Consider the following 17595-nt stretch of genomic DNA (forward strand, 5'->3'; position numbering starts at 1 on the left):
CCAATTTTCCGAAGGGAGAGAAAGATGAGTGTCAGGCATCTGCCCGCCGCGCCGGGGCTGGGGTTCAAGCCCGAGCATTTCGCGGCGATCCGAAGCACGAGGCCCGACCTTGGCTTCTTCGAGGTTCATGCCGAGAATTACATGGGCGCGGGCGGCGTGCCCCATGCGCAGCTGCGCGCGCTGCGGGAGGAGTATGCGCTGTCCCTGCACGGGGTCGGGCTGTCCATCGGCGGGGCGGGGCGGCTGGATGCCGAGCATCTGGCCCGGCTGAAGCGGCTCTGCGCGATCTACGAGCCCGAGAGCTTTTCCGAGCATCTGGCCTGGTCGAGCCATGGCGGCGACTATCTGAACGACCTGCTGCCGCTGCCCTATACGCCCGAGACGCTGGGGATCGTCTGTGACCATATCGACGAGGTGCAGGCGGTGCTGGGGCGGCGGATGCTGCTGGAGAACCCCTCGACCTATGTGCTTTTTGCGCAATCGACGCTGTCGGAAACCGACTTCCTGGCCGAGGTGGCGCGCCGCACCGGCTGCGGGTTGCTGCTGGATGTGAACAATGTCTTCGTCAGCGCCACCAACCATCGCGCCGATCCGCGCGCCTATCTGGCCGCGTTTCCGCTGGCGGCGGTGGGCGAGCTGCATCTGGGCGGCCATGCCGAAGAGGCGCTGCCCTCGGGCCCGCTGCTGATCGACGCCCATGGCGCGCCCGTCGCGGACCCGGTCTGGACGCTGTATGCCGAGGTGCTGGCGCGGACCGGGCCGCTGCCAACGCTGATCGAGTGGGACAATGATGTGCCGGAGCTTCCGGTGCTGATGGAGGAAGCCGCGCAGGCGGGCGCTTTGCTGGACGGAGCGGAGGTACGCCATGCTCGCGCCGGGTGAGGGGCATGACGGGTTCGTCGCAGCGTTCCGGGCGGCGCTGGCGGGCGGCGCGCTGCCCGATGGCGTGACGGCGGTCGGGGAGGCGGAGCAGCGCTTTGCCGTCTATCGCAACAATGTGGCGCATAGCCTGACCGAGGCTTTGGCCCGGCGCTTCCCGGTGGTGGCGCGGCTGGTAGGGGAGGAGTTCTTCCGGGCGATGGCGCGGGTGTTCCTTGCGCAGCACCCGCCCGCCTCGCCGGTGCTGCTGGACTGGGGCGCGGCGTTTCCGGGATTTCTGGAGGGCTTTCCGCCGGTTGCAGGGCTACCCTATCTGCCCGATGTGGCGCAGATCGAGCGGGCGCGGGGGCTGGCCTATCACGCGGTGGATGCGCTGCCGGTGAGGCCGGCGGCGGTGGCGGGGGCCCGCAGTCCCGAGGTGTTGCGGCTGGTGCTGCATCCCTCGGTGTCGCTGATTGCCGCGGCTTGGCCGGTGGTGAGCATCTGGGCGGCGAACCAGCCCGGCGCGGACTTGGGCTCGATGCGGGCGCAGGGGCCCGAGGTGGCGCTGATCCTGCGCGATAGGGCGCTGGAGGTGCCGGTGCGGGCGCTGCCGCCCGGCGATGCGGCGCTGGTGGCGGCGCTGCTGGAGGGGCAGACGCTTGGCCTTGCCGCGGCGCGGGCGCAGGTTGCCGAGCCGGGGCATGATCCTGCGGCGGTGCTGGGATATCTGATGGGGGCGGGCGCCATCATCGGGGTGGAGGAGGCGGCATGACAGGGGTGGTTTCGCGCATCGCGCGGCTGAATGCGCTTGGGGGCCGGATCGGCTGGGCCCTGCCGGCGCTGGCGCTGCGGGTGTTTCCGGCGGCGGTGTTCTTTGCCTCGGGCCGGACCAAGGTGGAGGGGCTGATGATCAAGCCTTCGACCTATTTCCTCTTTGAGCACGAATACGCCCTGCCGCTGATCCCGCCGCATCTGGCGGCGGTGGGGGCGGTGCTGGCCGAGCATCTGCTGCCGGTGCTGCTGGTGCTGGGGCTGATGACCCGCGGCGCGGCGCTGGGGCTGCTGGCGGTGACGGGGATCATTCAGGTTTTCGTCTATCCCGGGGCCTGGGCAACGCATGGCCTTTGGGCTGCCTGCCTGCTGGCGCTGATCGCAAAGGGGCCGGGGGCGCTGTCGATGGATGCACTACTGCGGCTGGACAAGCGATAAATGCAGATCGGGCCGCAGAGCAATCTGCGACCCGTTCTTGCCGGGCCCGGCCGATGTGGGGGTACAAGGGCCGAGTGATCCGGCAAGGCTTTACCGCGCGGACCTTGGCCAGCGCGGAAGAACGGCCGTCAGACCGGCGGCTGGCCGCGCAGGGCGCGGGCGATCATCGCCACCACGAACAGCACGATGAAGACGAAGAACAGGATCTTGGCGATCCCGACCGAGGCGCCGGCAATGCCGCCAAAGCCAAGCGCACCAGCGATCAGCGCGACGACGAGGAATGTGAGAGCCCAGCCAAGCATAGTGCAACTCCTTCTGAGAGGTCGTTAGAGACTGCTCCGGCACGGCCAACCCGGTCGCGCCTCTGGCATATAAACGCTGCTGCCCCCCGCCGGTTCCGCAGATCGTGAACGATGTGGGCGGCGCCGAGACGGGTATTCGCGGCCTGCGCGGCTGTCACTTACCGAGGTTAGCTTGCGGCGCTGCGCGGTCCCCCCTGGCCCGAAGCGGCCGGTTTCAGCCGAAACCCTGCGTTCTCGGCGGATCGGCGCTGCACGTTTCCGGCATCTGGCGCGGCGCTGCGGCGTGGGGGATTTCCGCGGACATTTTGTTGCGCCATAGTCTGAAGGCGGGAACCATTGTCCTGCGACATGCGTCATTCAGAAATCGATGCTGACTGCGACCCGGCCGATCTGGCCGCCTGAACTGCGTGAAAGGCAACGCCTTCCCGACCCGACTGCCCGCTTCCGACCCGTTAACTTAACCGCCTGCCCGTGACCCCCCGTATCTAGATCTAGAATGGACACCGCCCTTGGCCTGGACCCCTCCTGACCTGCGCATCCTCTACCTCGAAGACGAGGCGATCATCGCGATGGAGACATCGCAGGTGCTGCGCGACCTTGGCTTTGAGCAGATCGCCGCAGCCGCGTCGCTGGCCGGTGCCGAGAAGGCGATGGCCGAGGGAATGCCGGACCTGGCGCTGCTGGATGTGAGCATCGGGCGCTCGGGCCTGTCCTCGCTCGATCTGGCGCGCAAGCTGCTGGAGGCGGGGGTGCCGGTGGTTTTGGCGACCGGCCACATGGCGATGGACCTGAAGGCCGATCCGCGGGCGAGCGTGCTGGAAAAGCCGTTCAGCCCCGATGATCTGGAAGCGGCGCTGCGGCAGGCCGTGGCCTCGCGCAGAGGTGGCGGCGTGCAAGGGCCCGTCGCCGCGGCGTAACCGCGCGCAGATGGATCACGCGGTCAGGCGCCGCCGGTTTTCATCCACGGCGTCGCGGTAAAGCGCGACCGTCGCCATCATCACAGAATCGGGGCTGGTGCCCGTTGCCAGCGACATCGCCCCATGCTGCCAGGCATGGGCGGCCAGCGCGACCTTTTCGCCCACCATCCGCACCGCCTCATCCTGCGAGCCGGCATCGCCCCGCGCCATCATCGTCAGGCGCTGTTCGATCACCACCTGCGATTCGAAGGCCAGAAGCGCGCTTTGTAGAATGAAGGGCAGGAAAAACATGGATCGACCTCATGACGGGCCGGGGACGGCCCTGAGACCTGCCTAACGCGGCTCGGGGATATTCGCTATCTCCCTTTGGCGTCAAAATGCTGCAGTGCAGAAACTGGCGCGTTAAGCGACCTTTCCGCCACAGACGCGGGCTGCAACGGCGCTGCTTTGTGCAAAGCCTGCCGCGGGCCCGCTCTTTCACAAGTGCGCCCTTCGTCCTATCTGCTATAATCAGGAAAAACCCGGAGGACGCGCGATGGCTGAAACCAGAGCGAAACTGGCCCAGATCGACCCGGTCTGGAGCCGCATCTGCGAAGAGGCCGAGGCCGCCGTGAAGAATGAGCCGCTTCTGGGCGGGCTGATCCATTCGGGGTTGCTGCACCATGCCACGCTGGAGCGGGCGCTGGCCTTCCGGTTCTCGCTGAAGCTGGCCTCGGGCGAGATGAGCGAGCAGATCCTGCGCGAGATCGCCGATGCGGCGCTGGTCGATGCGCCCGAAATCGGCCGCGCCGCCCGCGCCGATATTGTGGCGGTGCATGACCGCGACCCGGCCTGCCACCGCTTCTTGCAGCCGGTGCTGTTCTTCAAGGGCTATCAGGCGATCCAGGCCTACCGGATCGGCCATTGGCTGTGGCAGCAGGGCCGCCGCGATCTGGCCTATTTCGTGCAGATGCGGGTGTCGGAAGTGTTCGGCGTCGATATCCACCCCGGCGCGCGGATCGGGCAGGGGATCATGATCGACCATGCCCATTCCATCGTGATCGGCGAAACCGCGGTGGTGGGCGACAATGTCTCTATGCTGCATTCGGTGACGCTGGGGGGCACCGGCAAGGAAGATGGCGATCGCCACCCGAAGATCGGCGACGGGGTGCTGATCGGCGCGGGGGCCAAGGTGCTGGGGAATATCACGGTGGGGCGCTGCTCGCGGATCGCCGCAGGCTCGGTGGTGCTGACCGATGTGCCGCCCTGCACCACGATGGCCGGGGTTCCGGCGCGGGTGGTGGGCGAGGCGGGCTGCCCGCAACCGGCGATCCAGATGGACCATCTGGTGGTGGGCGGCTAGACAGGGGGCGGGTCCGCCCGGACCCCGCACATCACGCACAGGCTGACCTCATGCACCCTAAACTGCTGCTTGCCGGAGCCTACCGGACCCTGTTTCTGGGCCCGCCGGCGCCCCAGACCGATCCGCTGATCCTGTGGCTGATCCCGATGGTAGGCCGCGCCAATGCCGGTGACTGGGAGCGGGCCTGCGCCGTGCTGGCCGAAACGCTCGCCTCGATCGAAGCTGTGCGCTATGCCAACTGGAAGGTGCTGCTGTGCTCGCAGGACCGACCCGAGGGCTTTGTCGATGGTCCGCGCCACCAATTCGTGCAGGCGCCGCCGCAGGACATGTCAAAGGGCATCTCAGACCAGAACATCAAGGCCCGGCTGCTGGCGGAACATGCGGCGCGGACCTGCAAGGGCTTCACCTATGTCTCGCATCTGGATGCCGATGACCTGATCCACCCGGATCTGCCGGGCTGGATTGCGGCCGACAACAATGGCTCGGGCTATCTTGTCGAGAAGGGCTATATGCTCGATGCCAGCAGTGGCCGGCTTGCGCGCATGGGGACGGGGACGGGAGAGATGGCTTTCTGGACGCATTGCGGATCTTCGGGCTATTTCGCCGTCGATTTCGGGCGGCAGAAGTTTCCCGCCTTCCATCTTCGGCTGATCGGCAAGGGCCACAAGAACTACATCGGCCGCAGCGCCCGGCTTGGCCGCCCGCTGAGCCTGATCCCGTTCCCGGCGATGATGTATCTGGTGAACCACGGCGAGAATATGCAGAGCCGCCGGGGCCATGACAAACTGCTCTATCTTGCGCAGAACGAGGTGACGGATCCGGCCGAGGCCGCGGCGATCTACGCCGAGTTCGGCCTGCGCTTGCGCAAGGAGGCTGGCAAGGGCGGCGTCATCGAGGTGATCCGCGGGTGACCCCGCTTTACGCCGCCAGTTGGCGATCCTTCAGCGGCGAGGCACCGAACAGCCGGGAATAGTCGCGGCTGAACTGGGTCGGGCTTTCATAGCCGACGGCGAAGGCAGTGCTGGCGACCGAGAGCTCTCCCATCAGGATCAGCCGGCGCGCAGCGGCCAGCTTGAGTTGCTTCTGGAACTGCAGGGGCGAGGTGCCGGTGATGTTGCGGAAATGGTCATGGAAGGCCGAGACGCTCATCCCCGCGAGGCGTGCGAGGCTGGCGACCGGCTGGGTTTGGGTGAAATCCTGCCGGATCGCGGCAATGGCGCGGGCGATGCCGGCGGCGCGGCTGTCGGCATGGGCCAGATCGCGCAGCATCGCGCCGTGGGCCGAGCTCAGCAGCCAATAGTGGATCTCTTGCCGGATCAGCGGCGCGAGGATCGGGATCGCCTCGGGCTTGTCCGACAGGGAGAACAGCCGGGCCATCGCCTCGGCGATTTCCGCATCTGCCGGCGCGGTGGCAAAGGCCAGCGCCTCGCGCGGGGGGCGCGCCGGGATTTCCGCGGCAAGGTCGCGCAGCAGCGCCGGGTCCAGCTCCAGCGCCAGCGCCACATAGGGGGCGGCGGCGCTGGCAAGCGTGATGCGCGACAGGGCCGGGAGGTCGAGGCTGACGATCAGCGAGTCCATCCGCCCGAAGGCCACGCTGCGGGGGCCGGTGACGATCTGCTTTTCGCCCTGGAGGACCAGGCAGAAGACCGGAGCATAGACCATATGCACAAGCTCGGTCGGGGCACGGGTTCGCACCACCGACAGGCCGGGCACCAGCGTGGCAAAGGGCACGTCGCCGGCGCCAGAGGCGTCGGCAAGGGTCACGATACGGTCGATCAGCAGATCCGGCATGGGCATCGCCTCCTGCCCGCCATCCTGCCACGGCGCGCGGGCGCCGCACAGCCCGCACCCGCAGCTTTGGAGGATCGGGCAGATCTGCCGGAGCATGTGGCACGCAGGCCCGGCCCGGCGCTGCTAGATGAGGGGCACCCCAGACAAGGAGAGTTCCGATGACCGATCTTCACCCCCCCGTTGCCCTGATCACCGGCGGCAGCCGTGGCCTTGGCCGCAACACTGCGCTGCATCTTGCCCGCAAGGGCTGCGATGTCGTGCTGACTTTCCACAGCCGCAAGGAGGACGCGGCAAGCGCCGTGGCCGAGATCGAGGCGATGGGCCGCAAGGCGTTGGCGCTGCAGCTGGACACCGCCAAGACCGGCGGGTTTGCCGAGTTCGGCACCGGGCTGCGCGCGGCGCTGACCGATCTGCGCGGCGATGCGCAGCTGGACTTTCTGGTGAACAATGCCGGCACCGGCATCAACGTGCCCTTTGCGGACACCACCGAGGCGCAGTTCGATGACATGATGGCGGTTCACCTCAAGGGCGTGTTCTTCCTGACGCAGGCGATGCTGCCGTTGATCCGCGATGGCGGGCGGATCGTGAACATCTCCTCGGGCCTTGCGCGGTTTTCGCTGCCCGGATACGCGGCCTATGCGGCGATGAAGGGCGGGGTCGAGGTGATGACCCGCTATCTGGCGCGCGAGCTTGGCCCACGCGGGATTTCCGTGAATGTGGTCGCGCCGGGCGCCATCGAGACCGATTTTGGCGGCGGCGCAGTGCGGGATGTGGCCGAGCTTAACCAGTATATCGCCAGCCAGACGGCAATGGGCCGCGCCGGCCTGCCCGATGACATCGGCGGTGCGATTTCCAGCCTGCTGATGGGCGAGATGGGCTGGATGACCGGCCAGCGGATCGAGGTTTCGGGCGGGATGCTGCTGTAACCCTGACATGGAAAAGGGCCGCCCCGGTAAGGGCGGCCCTTTTTGCGTTCGGGTGGCGCGGCCTTACGCCAGCATCGCCATCGGGTTTTCGAGGTTCTCGACAATCGCCTTCATCAGCTCGGCGCCAAGGGCGCCGTCGATGACGCGGTGATCGACCGAGAGCGTCATCGACATCATCGTCGCCACCTCGATCTGGCCATCCTTGCCAACGACCGGCTTTTTCAGCCCGGCACCGACGGCGAGGATCGCGCCATGGGGCGGGTTGATGACGGCATCGAAATTCTCGATCCCGAACATGCCGAGGTTGGAGATGGCGAAGCTGCCGCCCTGATATTCATGCGGGGCGAGCTTCTTGTTGCGGGCGCGCCCCGCGAGGTCCTTCATCTCGGCCGAGAGGGCCGAGAGCGATTTCTGGTGCGCGTCCTTGAGCACCGGGGTGAACAGCCCGCCCTCGATGGCCACGGCAACCGCCACGTCCGAGGGTTTCAGCTTCAGGATCCGGTCGCCGGCCCAGACCGCGTTGGCATCGGGCACGGCTTGCAGCGCGAGCGCACAGGCCTTGATGATGAAGTCATTGACCGACAGCTTGATCCCGCGCGCGGCGATCTGGCCGTTCAGGGTTTCGCGGAAGGCCATCAGCGCATCGAGCCGGACCTCGCGCCGCAGGTAGAAATGCGGGATGGTCTGCTTGGCCTCGGTCAGGCGGGCGGCGATGGTCTTGCGCATCCCGTCGAGGGTGACTTCGGTGTGCTCGCGGTCCGCGTAGATCTTGCGGACGGTGTCGGCGCTCATGCCCTGCGGCATGCCGGCGGCGGCGGGTTTGGCCGGGGCCGGGGTGGCAGCCGGGGCAGGGGCCGCGGCGGCTTTGGGCGCTGCGGCGGCAGAGCCCTGCGCCTCGACATCGGCCTTCACGATCCGGCCGCGCGGGCCCGATCCGGTGAGCGTAGCAAGGTCCAGCCCCTTGTCCGCCGCGATGCGCCGCGCCAGCGGCGAGGCGAAGACGCGGGTGCCATCACCGGATTTCGGCGCGGGGGCAGAGCCCCGCGCCGCGGCGGGCGTGGTCGCCTTGGCTTCCACCGTTTCCGCAGTATCGGCCTTGGCGTCAGTCTTGGGCGCTTCGGCCTTTGCCGCACCGGCCTCGGGCATCGCCTCGCCCTCGTCCAGCAGCACGGCAATCGCCGCGTTGACCTTCACGCCGCTGGTGCCTTCGGCCACCAGCAGCTTGCCGACGATCCCCTCGTCCACGGCCTCGAATTCCATCGTGGCCTTGTCGGTTTCGATCTCGGCAAGGATCTGGCCGGAGGTGACGGTGTCGCCCTCCTTGACCAGCCATTTCGCCAGTGTCCCTTCCTCCATCGTCGGGGACAGCGCGGGCATCAGGATTTCGGTCGCCATTGTCCCCTCCTCAGCGGTAGGTCACTTTTTTCACAGCGGCCACCACCTCGTCCGAGGTGAGGATCGCCAGTTTTTCCAGGTTCGCGGCATAGGGCATCGGCACGTCCTTGCCGGTGCAGTTGATCACCGGCGCGTCCAGATAGTCGAAGGCGCGTTCCATGATCGTGGCCGACAGGTGGTTGCCGATGGACCCGACGGGCCAGCCCTCTTCCACCGTCACGCAGCGGTTGGTCTTCATGACCGAGGTGAGGACGGTGTCATAGTCGAGCGGGCGCAGCGTGCGCAGGTCGATGACCTCGGCGCTGATTCCTTCCTTGGCCAGCTTGTCGGCGGCCTCGAGCGAATGCGCCACGCCGATGCCGAAGCTGACGATGGTCACATCCGTGCCCTCGCGCCAGATCTTGGCCTTCCCGAAGGGGATGGTGAAATCCTCGAGCACCGGCACGTCGAAGCTGCGGCCATAGAGGATCTCGTTTTCCAGGAAGATCACCGGGTTCGGATCGCGGATCGCGGTCTTCATCAGGCCTTTGGCATCGGCGGCGGAATAGGGCATCACCACCTTGAGGCCCGGCACCATCGCATACCAGGCGGCATAGTCCTGGCTGTGCTGTGCGCCGACGCGGGCGGCGGCGCCGTTCGGGCCGCGGAACACCATCGGTGCGCCCATCTGGCCGCCCGACATATAGAGCGTTTTCGCTGCCGAGTTGATGATGTGGTCAATCGCCTGCATGGCGAAGTTGAAGGTCATGAACTCGACGATGGGGCGCAGGCCGCCAAAGGCAGCGCCGACCGCGATGCCGGCAAAGCCATGTTCGGTGATCGGGGTGTCGATCACCCGCTTGGCGCCGAACTGGTCGAGCAGGCCCTGGCTGATCTTGTAGGCGCCCTGATACTCGCCGACCTCTTCGCCCATCAGGAACACGGTCTCGTCGCGCTCCATCTCTTCGGCCATCGCCTCGCGCAGGGCTTCCCGCACGGTCATGGTCTTCATCTTGGTGCCTTCGGGCCAGTCGGGCGTGGTGTCGGCGGCGCGTGCGGGGTGGGGCGGGGTTTCGACGGCCGAGGTCACCTTGGCCTCGGGCTTCGGTGCATCGGCCTTTGGCGCGGCGGCTTCCGCGGCCTTGGGCGCTTCGGCCGAGGCATCCTCGCCCTCGGCCAGCAGCAGGGCAATGGCGGTGTTCACCTTCACGCCGCTTGTACCCTCGGCCACCAGCAGCTTGCCGATGGTGCCTTCATCGACGGCCTCGAATTCCATCGTGGCCTTGTCGGTTTCGATCTCGGCCAGGATCATGCCAGAGGTGACGGTGTCGCCCTCCTTGACCAGCCATTTCGCCAGCGTGCCTTCTTCCATCGTGGGCGACAGCGCGGGCATCAGGATTTCGGTTGCCATGTGTCTCTCCCTCAGGCGGTCTGCGGCGCCGCGTCGGCGTAGATGTCGGTCCACAGCTCGGCCGGGTCCGGCTCGGGGCTGTCCTTGGCGAATTCGGCGGCCTCGTTGACGATCGCCTTGATCTCCTTGTCGATCGCCTTCAGGTCCTCATCGGTGGCGTGGCCGCCCTGCATCAGCAGATCGCGCACATGTTCGATGGCGTCACGCTCTTCGCGCATCTTCTGGACTTCCTCGCGCGAGCGATACTTGGCCGGGTCCGACATCGAGTGTCCGCGGTAGCGGTAGGTCATCACCTCGAGGATATAGGGGCCCTTGCCGGCGCGGCAGTAGGCCACGGCGCGCTCGCCGGCTTCCTTGACTGCCAGCACGTCCATGCCGTCCACCGCCTCGCCCTCGATCCCGTAGGCAGCACCGCGCTGCCATAGCGAGGGCGACTTGGTCGAGCGTTTGACGCTGGTGCCCATCGCATACTGGTTGTTCTCGATCACGAAGACCACCGGCAGGTCCCACAGCTCGGCCATGTTGTAGGTCTCGTAGACTTGGCCCTGGTTGGCTGCGCCGTCCCCGAAATAGGTGAAGGTGACGCGGCCATTGCCCTTGTACTTGTCGGCAAAGGCGAGGCCGGCCCCCAGTGGCACCTGGGCGCCGACGATGCCGTGGCCGCCGTAGAAGTGCTTTTCCTTGGAGAACATGTGCATCGAGCCGCCCTTGCCGCGGGAGTAGCCCCCCTCGCGGCCGGTCAGCTCTGCCATCACGCCCTTCGGGTCCATGCCGCAGGCCAGCATATGGCCGTGGTCGCGGTAGGAGGTGATGCGCTTGTCGCCTTCCTCGGCCGCAGCCTCGAGGCCGACAACCACCGCTTCTTGGCCGATATAGAGGTGGCAGAAGCCGCCGATCAGACCCATGCCATAGAGCTGGCCGGCCTTTTCCTCGAATCGGCGGATCAGCAGCATCTCGCGGTAATACTTGAGCAGGTCGTCTTTCGAGACGTTCGGCAAATCAGGGACTTTGCGCGCGGCCATTGCGGGGAACCTCCGTGTCGGCTGGGTGGCGGCAGATAGTTCAACGTTAAACCATCCATATCCGATCCCAGAGCCAAGAGCCAGTCCCGTTTGCCGCAGGGGAAGCCGTCTGCGCCAATCCGCGCCTTAGCGGATGACGATCTCGTCGCCGCGCACCAGCCCCAAGGTCGCCCGGGCGCGTTCATCCAGCAGATCGAGGTCAAGGTAATCGTCGGACAGGCGCAGCGTCAGATTCTCCATCCGCGCCACTTCCAGCCGCAGCCGGTCACGCTCATCGGTCAGCTGTTCGGCCTCGGCGCTGAGCTGCACCCGGCGGAACACGCCGTAGTCACCCTGCACGGCGGCGAAGGTGAAGTAGCCCCCCAGCACGAGCGCGAGGGCGAAGAAGAAGAGGGCGCCAAGCGCCGGCCGATTTTTGGATCCGCTCATCATTTACCTCTTTGGCCCATCTGTTGCGGGCCTTTGCCGTTCGAATCATGCCACAGGCGATTCGCAAAGAAAACCCCGCGCAAACATGGCTTGCGCGGGGGAAGCGTTACCGGGGCAGGGCGCCTCGGATCAGGCGCGGCCCTTGTAGATGTCGACCAGCTTGGCCAGCATCGCCAGCGCATCTTCGCGGCTCCGCTGGAAGCTGTTGCGGCCGATGATCGAGCCGTTGCCGCCGCCGTCGCGGATCGCGCGGGCGTCGTCATAGACCGAGTCCTCGCCCTTCTTGGCGCCGCCCGAGAACACCACGATGCGGCGGCCGTTGAAGCTGGCCTCCATGCAGTGCCGAACGCGGGCGGCTTGCGTGGCGATGTCGATGCCCTGCGCTTCATAGACCTTCTTGGCCTCGCCCAGCATCAGATGGTCGGTCGAGAGCTTGATCTTGATGATATGCGCGCCGATCAGCGCCGCGATCTGCGCGGCATAGGCGGCCACGTCGATGGCGGTTTCGCCATCCTTGCTGATCGCCTCGCCGCGCGGATAGGACCAGATCACCGTGGCGATGCCCTTGGCGGCGGCCTCTTTGCGCATCTGCACGATTTCTTCGTACATCTCGATCTGCGAGTCCGAGCCCGGATAGATGGTGAAGCCGATGGCAGCGCAGCCAAGGCGCAGCGCGTCATCGACGCTGGCGGTGACGGCCTGGTTCTTGCCGCAGGTGTCGGACATCAGGCTGTTGGCGCTGTTGCATTTCAGGATCGTCGGGATCTGGCCGGCGAAGGTGTCGGACCCGGCTTCCAGCATCCCCAGCGGGGCGGCGTAGGCGTTGAGGCCCGCGTCGATCGCCAGCTGGTAGTGGTAATGGGGGTCATAGCCGGCCGGGTTCGGCGCAAAGGTGCGGGCCGGGCCGTGTTCAAAGCCTTGGTCGACCGGCAGGATGATCATCTTGCCGGTGCCGCCGAGCTTGCCTTCCATCAGCATCCGGCAGAGGTTGCCCTTCACGCCGGCATTGTCGCCCTCGTAATTCGACAGGATCTTCTGAACGGTTCTCGTCGCGCGCATTGTCGTCTCCTCGACTGGAATGGACTTGACGCAGGTCTATGTGCGCCTGCGGCATCGCGCAATCGTGGTGGCGCTAACGACGCGCCGGGCGTGGTATTTTCCGCGCGGGCGGCCCAGAAGGGGCACAACGCGGGCAAGTTTCCGCCGATTTTGCCGATGCTGCGCTGCGGCGACGCATGACTGTGATAAACGCTATTCCTCATCCCCCGCCACCAGGAACAGCTCGCCTGCCGCTTCCATCTCGCGGATCGCGGTCACCACTGTGGCCATCGCCGCTTCGGCATCCTTGTCCTTGACCTTGCCAAGGTTCGCCATCTCGTCGCGCAGGCTGGTCGCCATCCGCTGCGACATGTTTGCCAGGATGAACTCTGCCGCGGCAAGATCCGCGCCGCGCGCACCGGCCAGTGCCGTCACCAGCACCGCCTGATCGACATTGCGGATCACCTTCGGGATATCGCGCGCGTCGATCCGCACCGGGATATTGGTGAAGGTAAAGATCGCGCGGCGCACCTGTTCGGCAAAGCCGGCATCCTCCTCCTCCAGCCCCTTCAGCACATCATCGCGGGTCGAGGCGGCCGAGTAGTTCAGGATCGCCCCCACCCGCTCCACCGGCCCGGTATCGAAGGCGCGTGCCGGCTGCGCATCCAGCTGCGAGGCCAGCGACAGGCCGATGCGGCGCACCGTATCGGGATCGACATTCCCGGTCAGCGACACGGCATAGGTGATGCGGCGGGCCTTGTCACCAGGCAGGCGACCCAGCAGATCGGCGGCTTTCGATACGGCAAGTTTCGACAGCAGCACCGCGCCGATCTCGGTACTCTCCTCCTCCAGCACCGGCAGCAGCCGGTCCGGCTCCAGCCCCGCGATCCGCTCCCACGGGTCGGACATGCCGGTCGCGCCCGCCATGCGCCGCAGCCGGCTGGAGGTGGCGGGCGACAGATGCCCGTCCAGCAGGCTCAACGCACCGTCCAGGCCTCCGGGAAAGGACAGCCCGATGCTTTCGATACCTTCGGAAAACTCCTGGATCACAGCGTCAAGCGTGGCGCGGTTCACGCTGCGCATCCGGCCGATTTCCTGGGTGATCGCGGCCTGCAGATGGTCGGGCAGCCGGGTCAGCGGCAGCTCGGCGCCCTCGGCCAACAGCAGTCGCACGATGATGGCCACCTTTTGCGGCCCGGTCAGATCGGCGACAATGCCCCCGCCAGAGCCAGCGCCAAGGCTGGGCAGGTCAAACCCCTTGCCCGCAAACCCGCCACCGCCAAATCCTGCCCCGTTTCCCAAGGATGCGAGGGGGGTGAAGCCCGCCATCCAGATCCTCCTGCAACCCGCTTATCGGGGGCAGTCTGGACGCCACGCCCTTAAGGCCGCGTTACCTCATTCAACTGGTCGTGAATCAGCTGGTGGTGGCGATGCAGGCCTTCGTTGCCTCGTCCCAGGCGGTGCCGGTGGCGCAGCTCATGCGGGCCTCGTCATGGCCGCAACCAGCGGCAGAGGCCGCCATCGGCAGCAAGGACAGGCACAGCGCGGCAAGGGTGGTGGTCAAAGCACGGGTGGTCATCTGGGAACCTCCTCTGTTCGGTCCATCTTCGAGGGGACCATGCGCTGCCGATTCTCGCAAAATCACAGCGCCGTGACAGAGGGTGCGGGGCCGCCCCGTGCGGGCAGCCCCGGGGGCGTCACTCGGCCCCGAAGACCCGCGCAAAGATCGTGTCGACATGCTTGGTGTGATAGCCAAGGTCGAACTTTTCCTCGATCTCGGCCGGGCTCAGCGCCGCGGTCACCTCGGCATCGGCCAGAAGCTCGGTCTTGAAATCCGCGCCCTTCTCCCAGACCTTCATCGCATTCCTTTGCACCAGCCGGTAGCTGTCCTCGCGCGACACGCCCGCCTGCGTCAGCGCCAGCAGCACCCGCTGGCTCATGACCAACCCCTTGAACTTGTTCATATTGGCCAGCATCGTCTCGGGATAGATCACCAGCTTCTCGATCAGCCCAGCCAGCCGGTTCAGCGCGAAGTCGAGGGTGATGGTGGTGTCCGGCCCGATGGCGCGTTCCACGCTCGAATGCGAGATATCGCGCTCATGCCACAACGCCACATTCTCCATCGCCGGCGCCACCGACATCCGCACCAGCCGCGCAAGCCCCGTCAGGTTCTCGCTCAGCACCGGGTTGCGCTTGTGCGGCATGGCAGAAGAGCCCTTCTGGCCGGGGCTGAAGAATTCCTCGGCCTCCAGCACCTCGGTGCGCTGCATGTGGCGGATCTCGATGGCGATATTCTCGATGCTCGACGCAATCACCCCCAGCGTCGCAAAGAACATCGCATGCCGGTCACGCGGGATCACCTGCGTGCTGATCGGCTCGGGCGTCAGGCCCAGCATCTTGCAGACATGCTCTTCCACCGCCGGGTCGATATTGGCAAAGGTGCCGACCGCGCCCGAAATCGCGCCGGTCGCCACCTCGGCCCGGGCCGCCACCAGCCGCGCCTTGCCGCGCGCCATTTCGGCGTAGAAGCGCGCGAAGGTCAGGCCCATGGTCGTCGGCTCGGCATGGATGCCATGGCTGCGCCCGATGCGGACGGTGTCCTTGTGCTCCATCGCGCGGGCCTTCAGCGCCGCCAGCACCCGGTCCATATCCGCCAGCAGCAGATCGGCCGCGCGCACCAGCTGCAGGTTCAGCGTGGTATCCAGCACGTCGGACGAGGTCATGCCCTGATGCACGAAGCGCGCGTCATCGGCGCCGATATGCTCGGCCAGATGCGTCAGGAAGGCGATCACGTCATGCTTGGTGACGGCCTCGATCTCGTCGATCCGCGCCACGTCAAAGGTCACGTCGCGGGCTTTCCACACCGCCTCGGCATTGGCCTTGGGGATCACGCCGAGCGCGGCCTGCGCGTCGCAGGCATGGGCCTCGATCTCGTACCAGATGCGGAACTTGGTCTCGGGCGACCAGATGGCGACCATTTCGGGGCGGGAATAGCGCGGGATCATCGGGGTGTCCTTTGGCAACTGGGGTCGCGGGTCTGTTACCCCCAAACCCCCCCTTGCCGCAAGGTCGCGCCTCCCCCTTCTTGCTGGGACAAATATCCCGCGGGGTGCGGGGGCGCGAAGCCCCCGCCTGCCAGCCACGCGCGCGCCGCAAACAGGCCAGGCACGTCGCTGCCCGGCTTTCCCCCGCCGCAACGCAGCGCTACGCTGGCATGCATGAGCACCGTCCTGCAATCCCGTCTTCCCTTCGCCCCCTGGGCCGATCCGCGCACGCGGCGGCTGCCGGGGATCCTGCCGCTCGACATGGCCGAGTGGCTCGACATCGACGATGCCTATGGCGGTCAGATGGCGCTGCGGGACGCTTTGATCGCGGAGCGGCCGGAGGCGGTCCATGCGCTGACCGACGCCGCGCGCCCCGCGGCGGAGGAGCTTTACGAGATGCTGCTGCCGCTGCTGCCGGGGCTCGGCTTTTCCATCGGCACGGACACCGCCCTGCGCCCCGACGGGATGACGGTGCCGCTGGACCCAGGGCAGCCGCTGCTGACGCTGGGGCGGCTGGTGCAAGAGGATCTGATGCTGATGCTGCCCGGCGAAACCGAGCATGTGCTGGCCGGGGCGGTCCTGTGCTTTCCGGCAGGCTGGACGCTGGCCGAGAAGTTCGGCCAGCCCATGGGCCGCATCCATGTGCCGGTGGCGATCTATACGGAGGATGTTGCCAAACGCGTGCAGCGCCTGCTGGACGGGGTGCAGCCGGGGCGGCCGCTGGTGCGCGGCACCGCCCACCATTCCAACGCGCCGCTGTTCAACCCCAGGACCGAGGCGATGGGCCGGGCGATCACCGGCGATCTGCCCTTCTTACGGGTCGAACGGCAATGTCTGCTGCGGCTGCCGCAGACGCGGGCAGTGGTCTTCTCGGTCCACACCTATGTGCTGCGCCCCGAGGCGCTGAGCGCGGAGCAGGCGGCATTGCTGCGGGAGTTCCCGATCCGCCACGCCGCCTGATCTCTGGTTTTCAGATCATCTGAATCAGCGCCGCCCCCAGCGAGGATTGAGACAGCGCCACTGCAAAGCCGGTCAGGGCCATCGCCCGCGCGGTCAGCCGCATATCCTCGCGCCCAAGGGCGTTGTAGGTCAGCAGGGCCGCACCGACCGGCGCCGCCACGATGATCAGCGTGATGTTCATCGAGTAAAGCGTCAGCCGCTGCGGCAGCGGTGCCTTGGCCCGGCGCTCTGGCGTCTCGCCGGTATAAAGGGCATCGCGGATCCGCGCCGCCTCGGACACCATCGGATGCGGCAGGTCGGGCTGCGAATTGGCGAAGGCTTCGGATGGGGCAGGGCGCAGCTTGGCCTTGATCCGCGCGGCGGCAAGCTTGGCTGCGGCGGGCTGCCGCGCCGGGATCGGCGTGACCTCGGCCACAGGCTCGACCACAGATTCTGGCACAGATTCTGGCACAGATTCCGGCGCAGCCTCGGGCACAGCGTCTGGCGCGATGTCGGCGCCGGCTTCGGTCTCTGGCACCTCCATCTGCACCCGGCAGATGTCGCGCACGATCCCGTCGAACTCGTCGGGCCCGAACTCGCCGCCGGTCTCGCTCCACAGCGTCAGATCGGCCGGATAGCGCGCGGCGACCTTGTCCGCGATCGACCGGCACAGCGCCTCGCGCCGCTCGGCCAGCACCAGCGGCTGCCCTTCGTTCACCCCGAAGCTGACCGCCAGCACCAGACCGGCCTGATGGCCAGAGGCGAACCCCTCGGTCGGCTGATCGCAATAGGCCAGCACGACGCGGGCGCCGTCGATCTGGAAGGTGGCAAAGTCGTCATAGGGACGACCGTGGTGATAGCTTGCGCGTGGCCTGCTGCGGAAAGCCTCGTCGAACTGCTCGATGAGGTCTTCGAACTCACTCAACATTGTTTTTTTATACAGCAGGGTAGCGACGATCGTTGCTGAAGCCAGGTGCATCGCCGGAACTC

The 17595-nt window shown here is 66.8% G+C and carries 20 protein-coding genes; 8 read left to right on the forward strand and 12 right to left on the reverse strand.

What is annotated here, in order from left to right:
• Positions 1 to 24 precede the first annotated feature (24 nt).
• Genes Q8S30_RS04710 through Q8S30_RS04720 form a run of 3 tightly spaced genes read left to right on the forward strand, consistent with a single transcriptional unit; the run spans position 25 to position 2070 of the window.
• Positions 25 to 882 (forward strand): DUF692 domain-containing protein, encoded by an 858-nt coding sequence (locus Q8S30_RS04710; protein WP_305664882.1) that lies wholly within the window; start codon positions 25 to 27, stop codon positions 880 to 882.
• The gene (locus Q8S30_RS04715) at positions 866 to 1633 is read left to right on the forward strand and encodes a DUF2063 domain-containing protein (protein WP_305664883.1); all 768 of its coding nucleotides are present in this window, start codon (positions 866 to 868) and stop codon (positions 1631 to 1633) included. Before Q8S30_RS04710 ends, Q8S30_RS04715 begins: the two co-directional genes overlap by 17 nt.
• Entirely contained in the window at positions 1630 to 2070 is a 441-nt protein-coding gene (locus tag Q8S30_RS04720) for a DoxX family protein (protein ID WP_305664884.1), read from the forward strand. The genes Q8S30_RS04715 and Q8S30_RS04720 overlap by 4 nt, the downstream gene beginning before the upstream one ends.
• Before the next feature lie 128 nt (positions 2071 to 2198).
• On the opposite strand, the gene Q8S30_RS04725 is transcribed toward Q8S30_RS04720, so the two are convergent.
• Positions 2199 to 2372, reverse strand: coding sequence for a DUF1328 domain-containing protein (locus Q8S30_RS04725; RefSeq protein ID WP_305664885.1), 174 nt, complete (start codon positions 2370 to 2372; stop codon positions 2199 to 2201).
• A 509-nt stretch (positions 2373 to 2881) separates the two neighbouring features.
• On the opposite strand from Q8S30_RS04725, the gene Q8S30_RS04730 reads away from it, so the two are divergent.
• Complete coding sequence (locus tag Q8S30_RS04730) at positions 2882 to 3289, forward strand: response regulator (protein ID WP_305664886.1); 408 nt, start codon at positions 2882 to 2884, stop codon at positions 3287 to 3289.
• A 15-nt stretch (positions 3290 to 3304) separates the two neighbouring features.
• Here the strand turns inward: Q8S30_RS04730 and Q8S30_RS04735 are convergent, their stop codons facing one another.
• On the reverse strand, positions 3305 to 3580 hold the full coding sequence (locus Q8S30_RS04735) for a hypothetical protein (RefSeq protein WP_305664887.1): 276 nt from the start codon (positions 3578 to 3580) through the stop codon (positions 3305 to 3307).
• Between the two features lie 244 nt (positions 3581 to 3824).
• Between Q8S30_RS04735 and cysE the strand changes: the two genes are divergently transcribed.
• Together cysE and Q8S30_RS04745 are read left to right on the forward strand one after the other, a co-directional pair.
• Positions 3825 to 4631: a serine O-acetyltransferase gene (gene cysE, locus Q8S30_RS04740; RefSeq protein ID WP_305664888.1), complete on the forward strand. Its 807-nt coding sequence runs from the start codon at positions 3825 to 3827 to the stop codon at positions 4629 to 4631.
• A 50-nt stretch (positions 4632 to 4681) separates the two neighbouring features.
• Entirely contained in the window at positions 4682 to 5542 is an 861-nt protein-coding gene (locus Q8S30_RS04745) for a glycosyltransferase family A protein (RefSeq protein WP_305664889.1), read from the forward strand.
• Positions 5543 to 5549: 7 nt separating this feature from the next.
• Here the strand turns inward: Q8S30_RS04745 and Q8S30_RS04750 are convergent, their stop codons facing one another.
• Positions 5550 to 6518: an AraC family transcriptional regulator N-terminal domain-containing protein gene (locus tag Q8S30_RS04750; protein ID WP_305664890.1), complete on the reverse strand. Its 969-nt coding sequence runs from the start codon at positions 6516 to 6518 to the stop codon at positions 5550 to 5552.
• A 62-nt stretch (positions 6519 to 6580) separates the two neighbouring features.
• Between Q8S30_RS04750 and Q8S30_RS04755 the strand changes: the two genes are divergently transcribed.
• A complete protein-coding gene (locus tag Q8S30_RS04755; protein ID WP_305664891.1) occupies positions 6581 to 7348 on the forward strand; it encodes an SDR family NAD(P)-dependent oxidoreductase in 768 nt (255 codons plus the stop codon).
• A gap of 63 nt (positions 7349 to 7411) precedes the next feature.
• On the opposite strand, the gene Q8S30_RS04760 is transcribed toward Q8S30_RS04755, so the two are convergent.
• The 8 genes from Q8S30_RS04760 to purB all read right to left on the reverse strand — a co-directional run bounded on the left by Q8S30_RS04760 (position 7412) and on the right by purB (position 15627).
• Complete coding sequence (locus Q8S30_RS04760) at positions 7412 to 8743, reverse strand: pyruvate dehydrogenase complex dihydrolipoamide acetyltransferase (protein WP_305664892.1); 1332 nt, start codon at positions 8741 to 8743, stop codon at positions 7412 to 7414.
• A 10-nt stretch (positions 8744 to 8753) separates the two neighbouring features.
• Positions 8754 to 10133 (reverse strand): pyruvate dehydrogenase complex E1 component subunit beta, encoded by a 1380-nt coding sequence (locus Q8S30_RS04765; protein ID WP_305664893.1) that lies wholly within the window; start codon positions 10131 to 10133, stop codon positions 8754 to 8756.
• An 11-nt stretch (positions 10134 to 10144) separates the two neighbouring features.
• A complete protein-coding gene (gene pdhA / locus Q8S30_RS04770) occupies positions 10145 to 11155 on the reverse strand; it encodes a pyruvate dehydrogenase (acetyl-transferring) E1 component subunit alpha (RefSeq protein WP_305664894.1) in 1011 nt (336 codons plus the stop codon).
• Between the two features lie 126 nt (positions 11156 to 11281).
• Entirely contained in the window at positions 11282 to 11584 is a 303-nt protein-coding gene (locus Q8S30_RS04775) for a septum formation initiator family protein (RefSeq protein ID WP_305664895.1), read from the reverse strand.
• A 129-nt stretch (positions 11585 to 11713) separates the two neighbouring features.
• Positions 11714 to 12643: a class I fructose-bisphosphate aldolase gene (locus tag Q8S30_RS04780; protein WP_305664896.1), complete on the reverse strand. Its 930-nt coding sequence runs from the start codon at positions 12641 to 12643 to the stop codon at positions 11714 to 11716.
• A 192-nt stretch (positions 12644 to 12835) separates the two neighbouring features.
• On the reverse strand, positions 12836 to 13951 hold the full coding sequence (locus Q8S30_RS04785; protein WP_305664897.1) for a flagellar motor switch protein FliG: 1116 nt from the start codon (positions 13949 to 13951) through the stop codon (positions 12836 to 12838).
• Between the two features lie 85 nt (positions 13952 to 14036).
• Positions 14037 to 14201, reverse strand: a complete 165-nt coding sequence (locus tag Q8S30_RS04790; RefSeq protein ID WP_305664898.1) for an adenylosuccinate lyase — start codon at positions 14199 to 14201, stop codon at positions 14037 to 14039.
• Positions 14202 to 14319: 118 nt separating this feature from the next.
• The gene (gene purB, locus Q8S30_RS04795; protein WP_305664899.1) at positions 14320 to 15627 is read right to left on the reverse strand and encodes an adenylosuccinate lyase; all 1308 of its coding nucleotides are present in this window, start codon (positions 15625 to 15627) and stop codon (positions 14320 to 14322) included.
• A 213-nt stretch (positions 15628 to 15840) separates the two neighbouring features.
• On the opposite strand from purB, the gene Q8S30_RS04800 reads away from it, so the two are divergent.
• Positions 15841 to 16626, forward strand: a complete 786-nt coding sequence (locus Q8S30_RS04800; RefSeq protein ID WP_305664900.1) for a DUF3445 domain-containing protein — start codon at positions 15841 to 15843, stop codon at positions 16624 to 16626.
• A gap of 10 nt (positions 16627 to 16636) precedes the next feature.
• On the opposite strand, the gene Q8S30_RS04805 is transcribed toward Q8S30_RS04800, so the two are convergent.
• On the reverse strand, positions 16637 to 17530 hold the full coding sequence (locus Q8S30_RS04805) for a hypothetical protein (RefSeq protein ID WP_305664901.1): 894 nt from the start codon (positions 17528 to 17530) through the stop codon (positions 16637 to 16639).
• Positions 17531 to 17595: the final 65 nt, after the last annotated feature.

This window comes from Frigidibacter sp., assembly GCF_030695035.1.
Taxonomy (GTDB): Bacteria; Pseudomonadota; Alphaproteobacteria; order Rhodobacterales; family Rhodobacteraceae; genus Frigidibacter.

What these genes read in the sequence shown, in the direction of transcription:
- Q8S30_RS04780 (WP_305664896.1), bottom strand. Translation starts at nt 12,643, where the DNA reads ATGCGCGCGACGAGAACCGTTCAGAAGATCCTGTCGAATTACGAGGGC.
- Q8S30_RS04800 (WP_305664900.1), top strand. Translation starts at nt 15,841, where the DNA reads ATGAGCACCGTCCTGCAATCCCGTCTTCCCTTCGCCCCCTGGGCCGAT.
- Q8S30_RS04760 (WP_305664892.1), bottom strand. Translation starts at nt 8,743, where the DNA reads ATGGCGACCGAAATCCTGATGCCCGCGCTGTCCCCGACGATGGAGGAA.
- Q8S30_RS04715 (WP_305664883.1), top strand. Translation starts at nt 866, where the DNA reads ATGCTCGCGCCGGGTGAGGGGCATGACGGGTTCGTCGCAGCGTTCCGG.
- Q8S30_RS04765 (WP_305664893.1), bottom strand. Translation starts at nt 10,133, where the DNA reads ATGGCAACCGAAATCCTGATGCCCGCGCTGTCGCCCACGATGGAAGAA.
- Q8S30_RS04750 (WP_305664890.1), bottom strand. Translation starts at nt 6,518, where the DNA reads ATGCTCCGGCAGATCTGCCCGATCCTCCAAAGCTGCGGGTGCGGGCTG.
- Q8S30_RS04710 (WP_305664882.1), top strand. Translation starts at nt 25, where the DNA reads ATGAGTGTCAGGCATCTGCCCGCCGCGCCGGGGCTGGGGTTCAAGCCC.
- Q8S30_RS04775 (WP_305664895.1), bottom strand. Translation starts at nt 11,584, where the DNA reads ATGAGCGGATCCAAAAATCGGCCGGCGCTTGGCGCCCTCTTCTTCTTC.
- pdhA (WP_305664894.1), bottom strand. Translation starts at nt 11,155, where the DNA reads ATGGCCGCGCGCAAAGTCCCTGATTTGCCGAACGTCTCGAAAGACGAC.
- Q8S30_RS04720 (WP_305664884.1), top strand. Translation starts at nt 1,630, where the DNA reads ATGACAGGGGTGGTTTCGCGCATCGCGCGGCTGAATGCGCTTGGGGGC.
- cysE (WP_305664888.1), top strand. Translation starts at nt 3,825, where the DNA reads ATGGCTGAAACCAGAGCGAAACTGGCCCAGATCGACCCGGTCTGGAGC.
- Q8S30_RS04790 (WP_305664898.1), bottom strand. Translation starts at nt 14,201, where the DNA reads ATGACCACCCGTGCTTTGACCACCACCCTTGCCGCGCTGTGCCTGTCC.
- Q8S30_RS04725 (WP_305664885.1), bottom strand. Translation starts at nt 2,372, where the DNA reads ATGCTTGGCTGGGCTCTCACATTCCTCGTCGTCGCGCTGATCGCTGGT.
- purB (WP_305664899.1), bottom strand. Translation starts at nt 15,627, where the DNA reads ATGATCCCGCGCTATTCCCGCCCCGAAATGGTCGCCATCTGGTCGCCC.
- Q8S30_RS04745 (WP_305664889.1), top strand. Translation starts at nt 4,682, where the DNA reads ATGCACCCTAAACTGCTGCTTGCCGGAGCCTACCGGACCCTGTTTCTG.
- Q8S30_RS04735 (WP_305664887.1), bottom strand. Translation starts at nt 3,580, where the DNA reads ATGTTTTTCCTGCCCTTCATTCTACAAAGCGCGCTTCTGGCCTTCGAA.
- Q8S30_RS04755 (WP_305664891.1), top strand. Translation starts at nt 6,581, where the DNA reads ATGACCGATCTTCACCCCCCCGTTGCCCTGATCACCGGCGGCAGCCGT.
- Q8S30_RS04785 (WP_305664897.1), bottom strand. Translation starts at nt 13,951, where the DNA reads ATGGCGGGCTTCACCCCCCTCGCATCCTTGGGAAACGGGGCAGGATTT.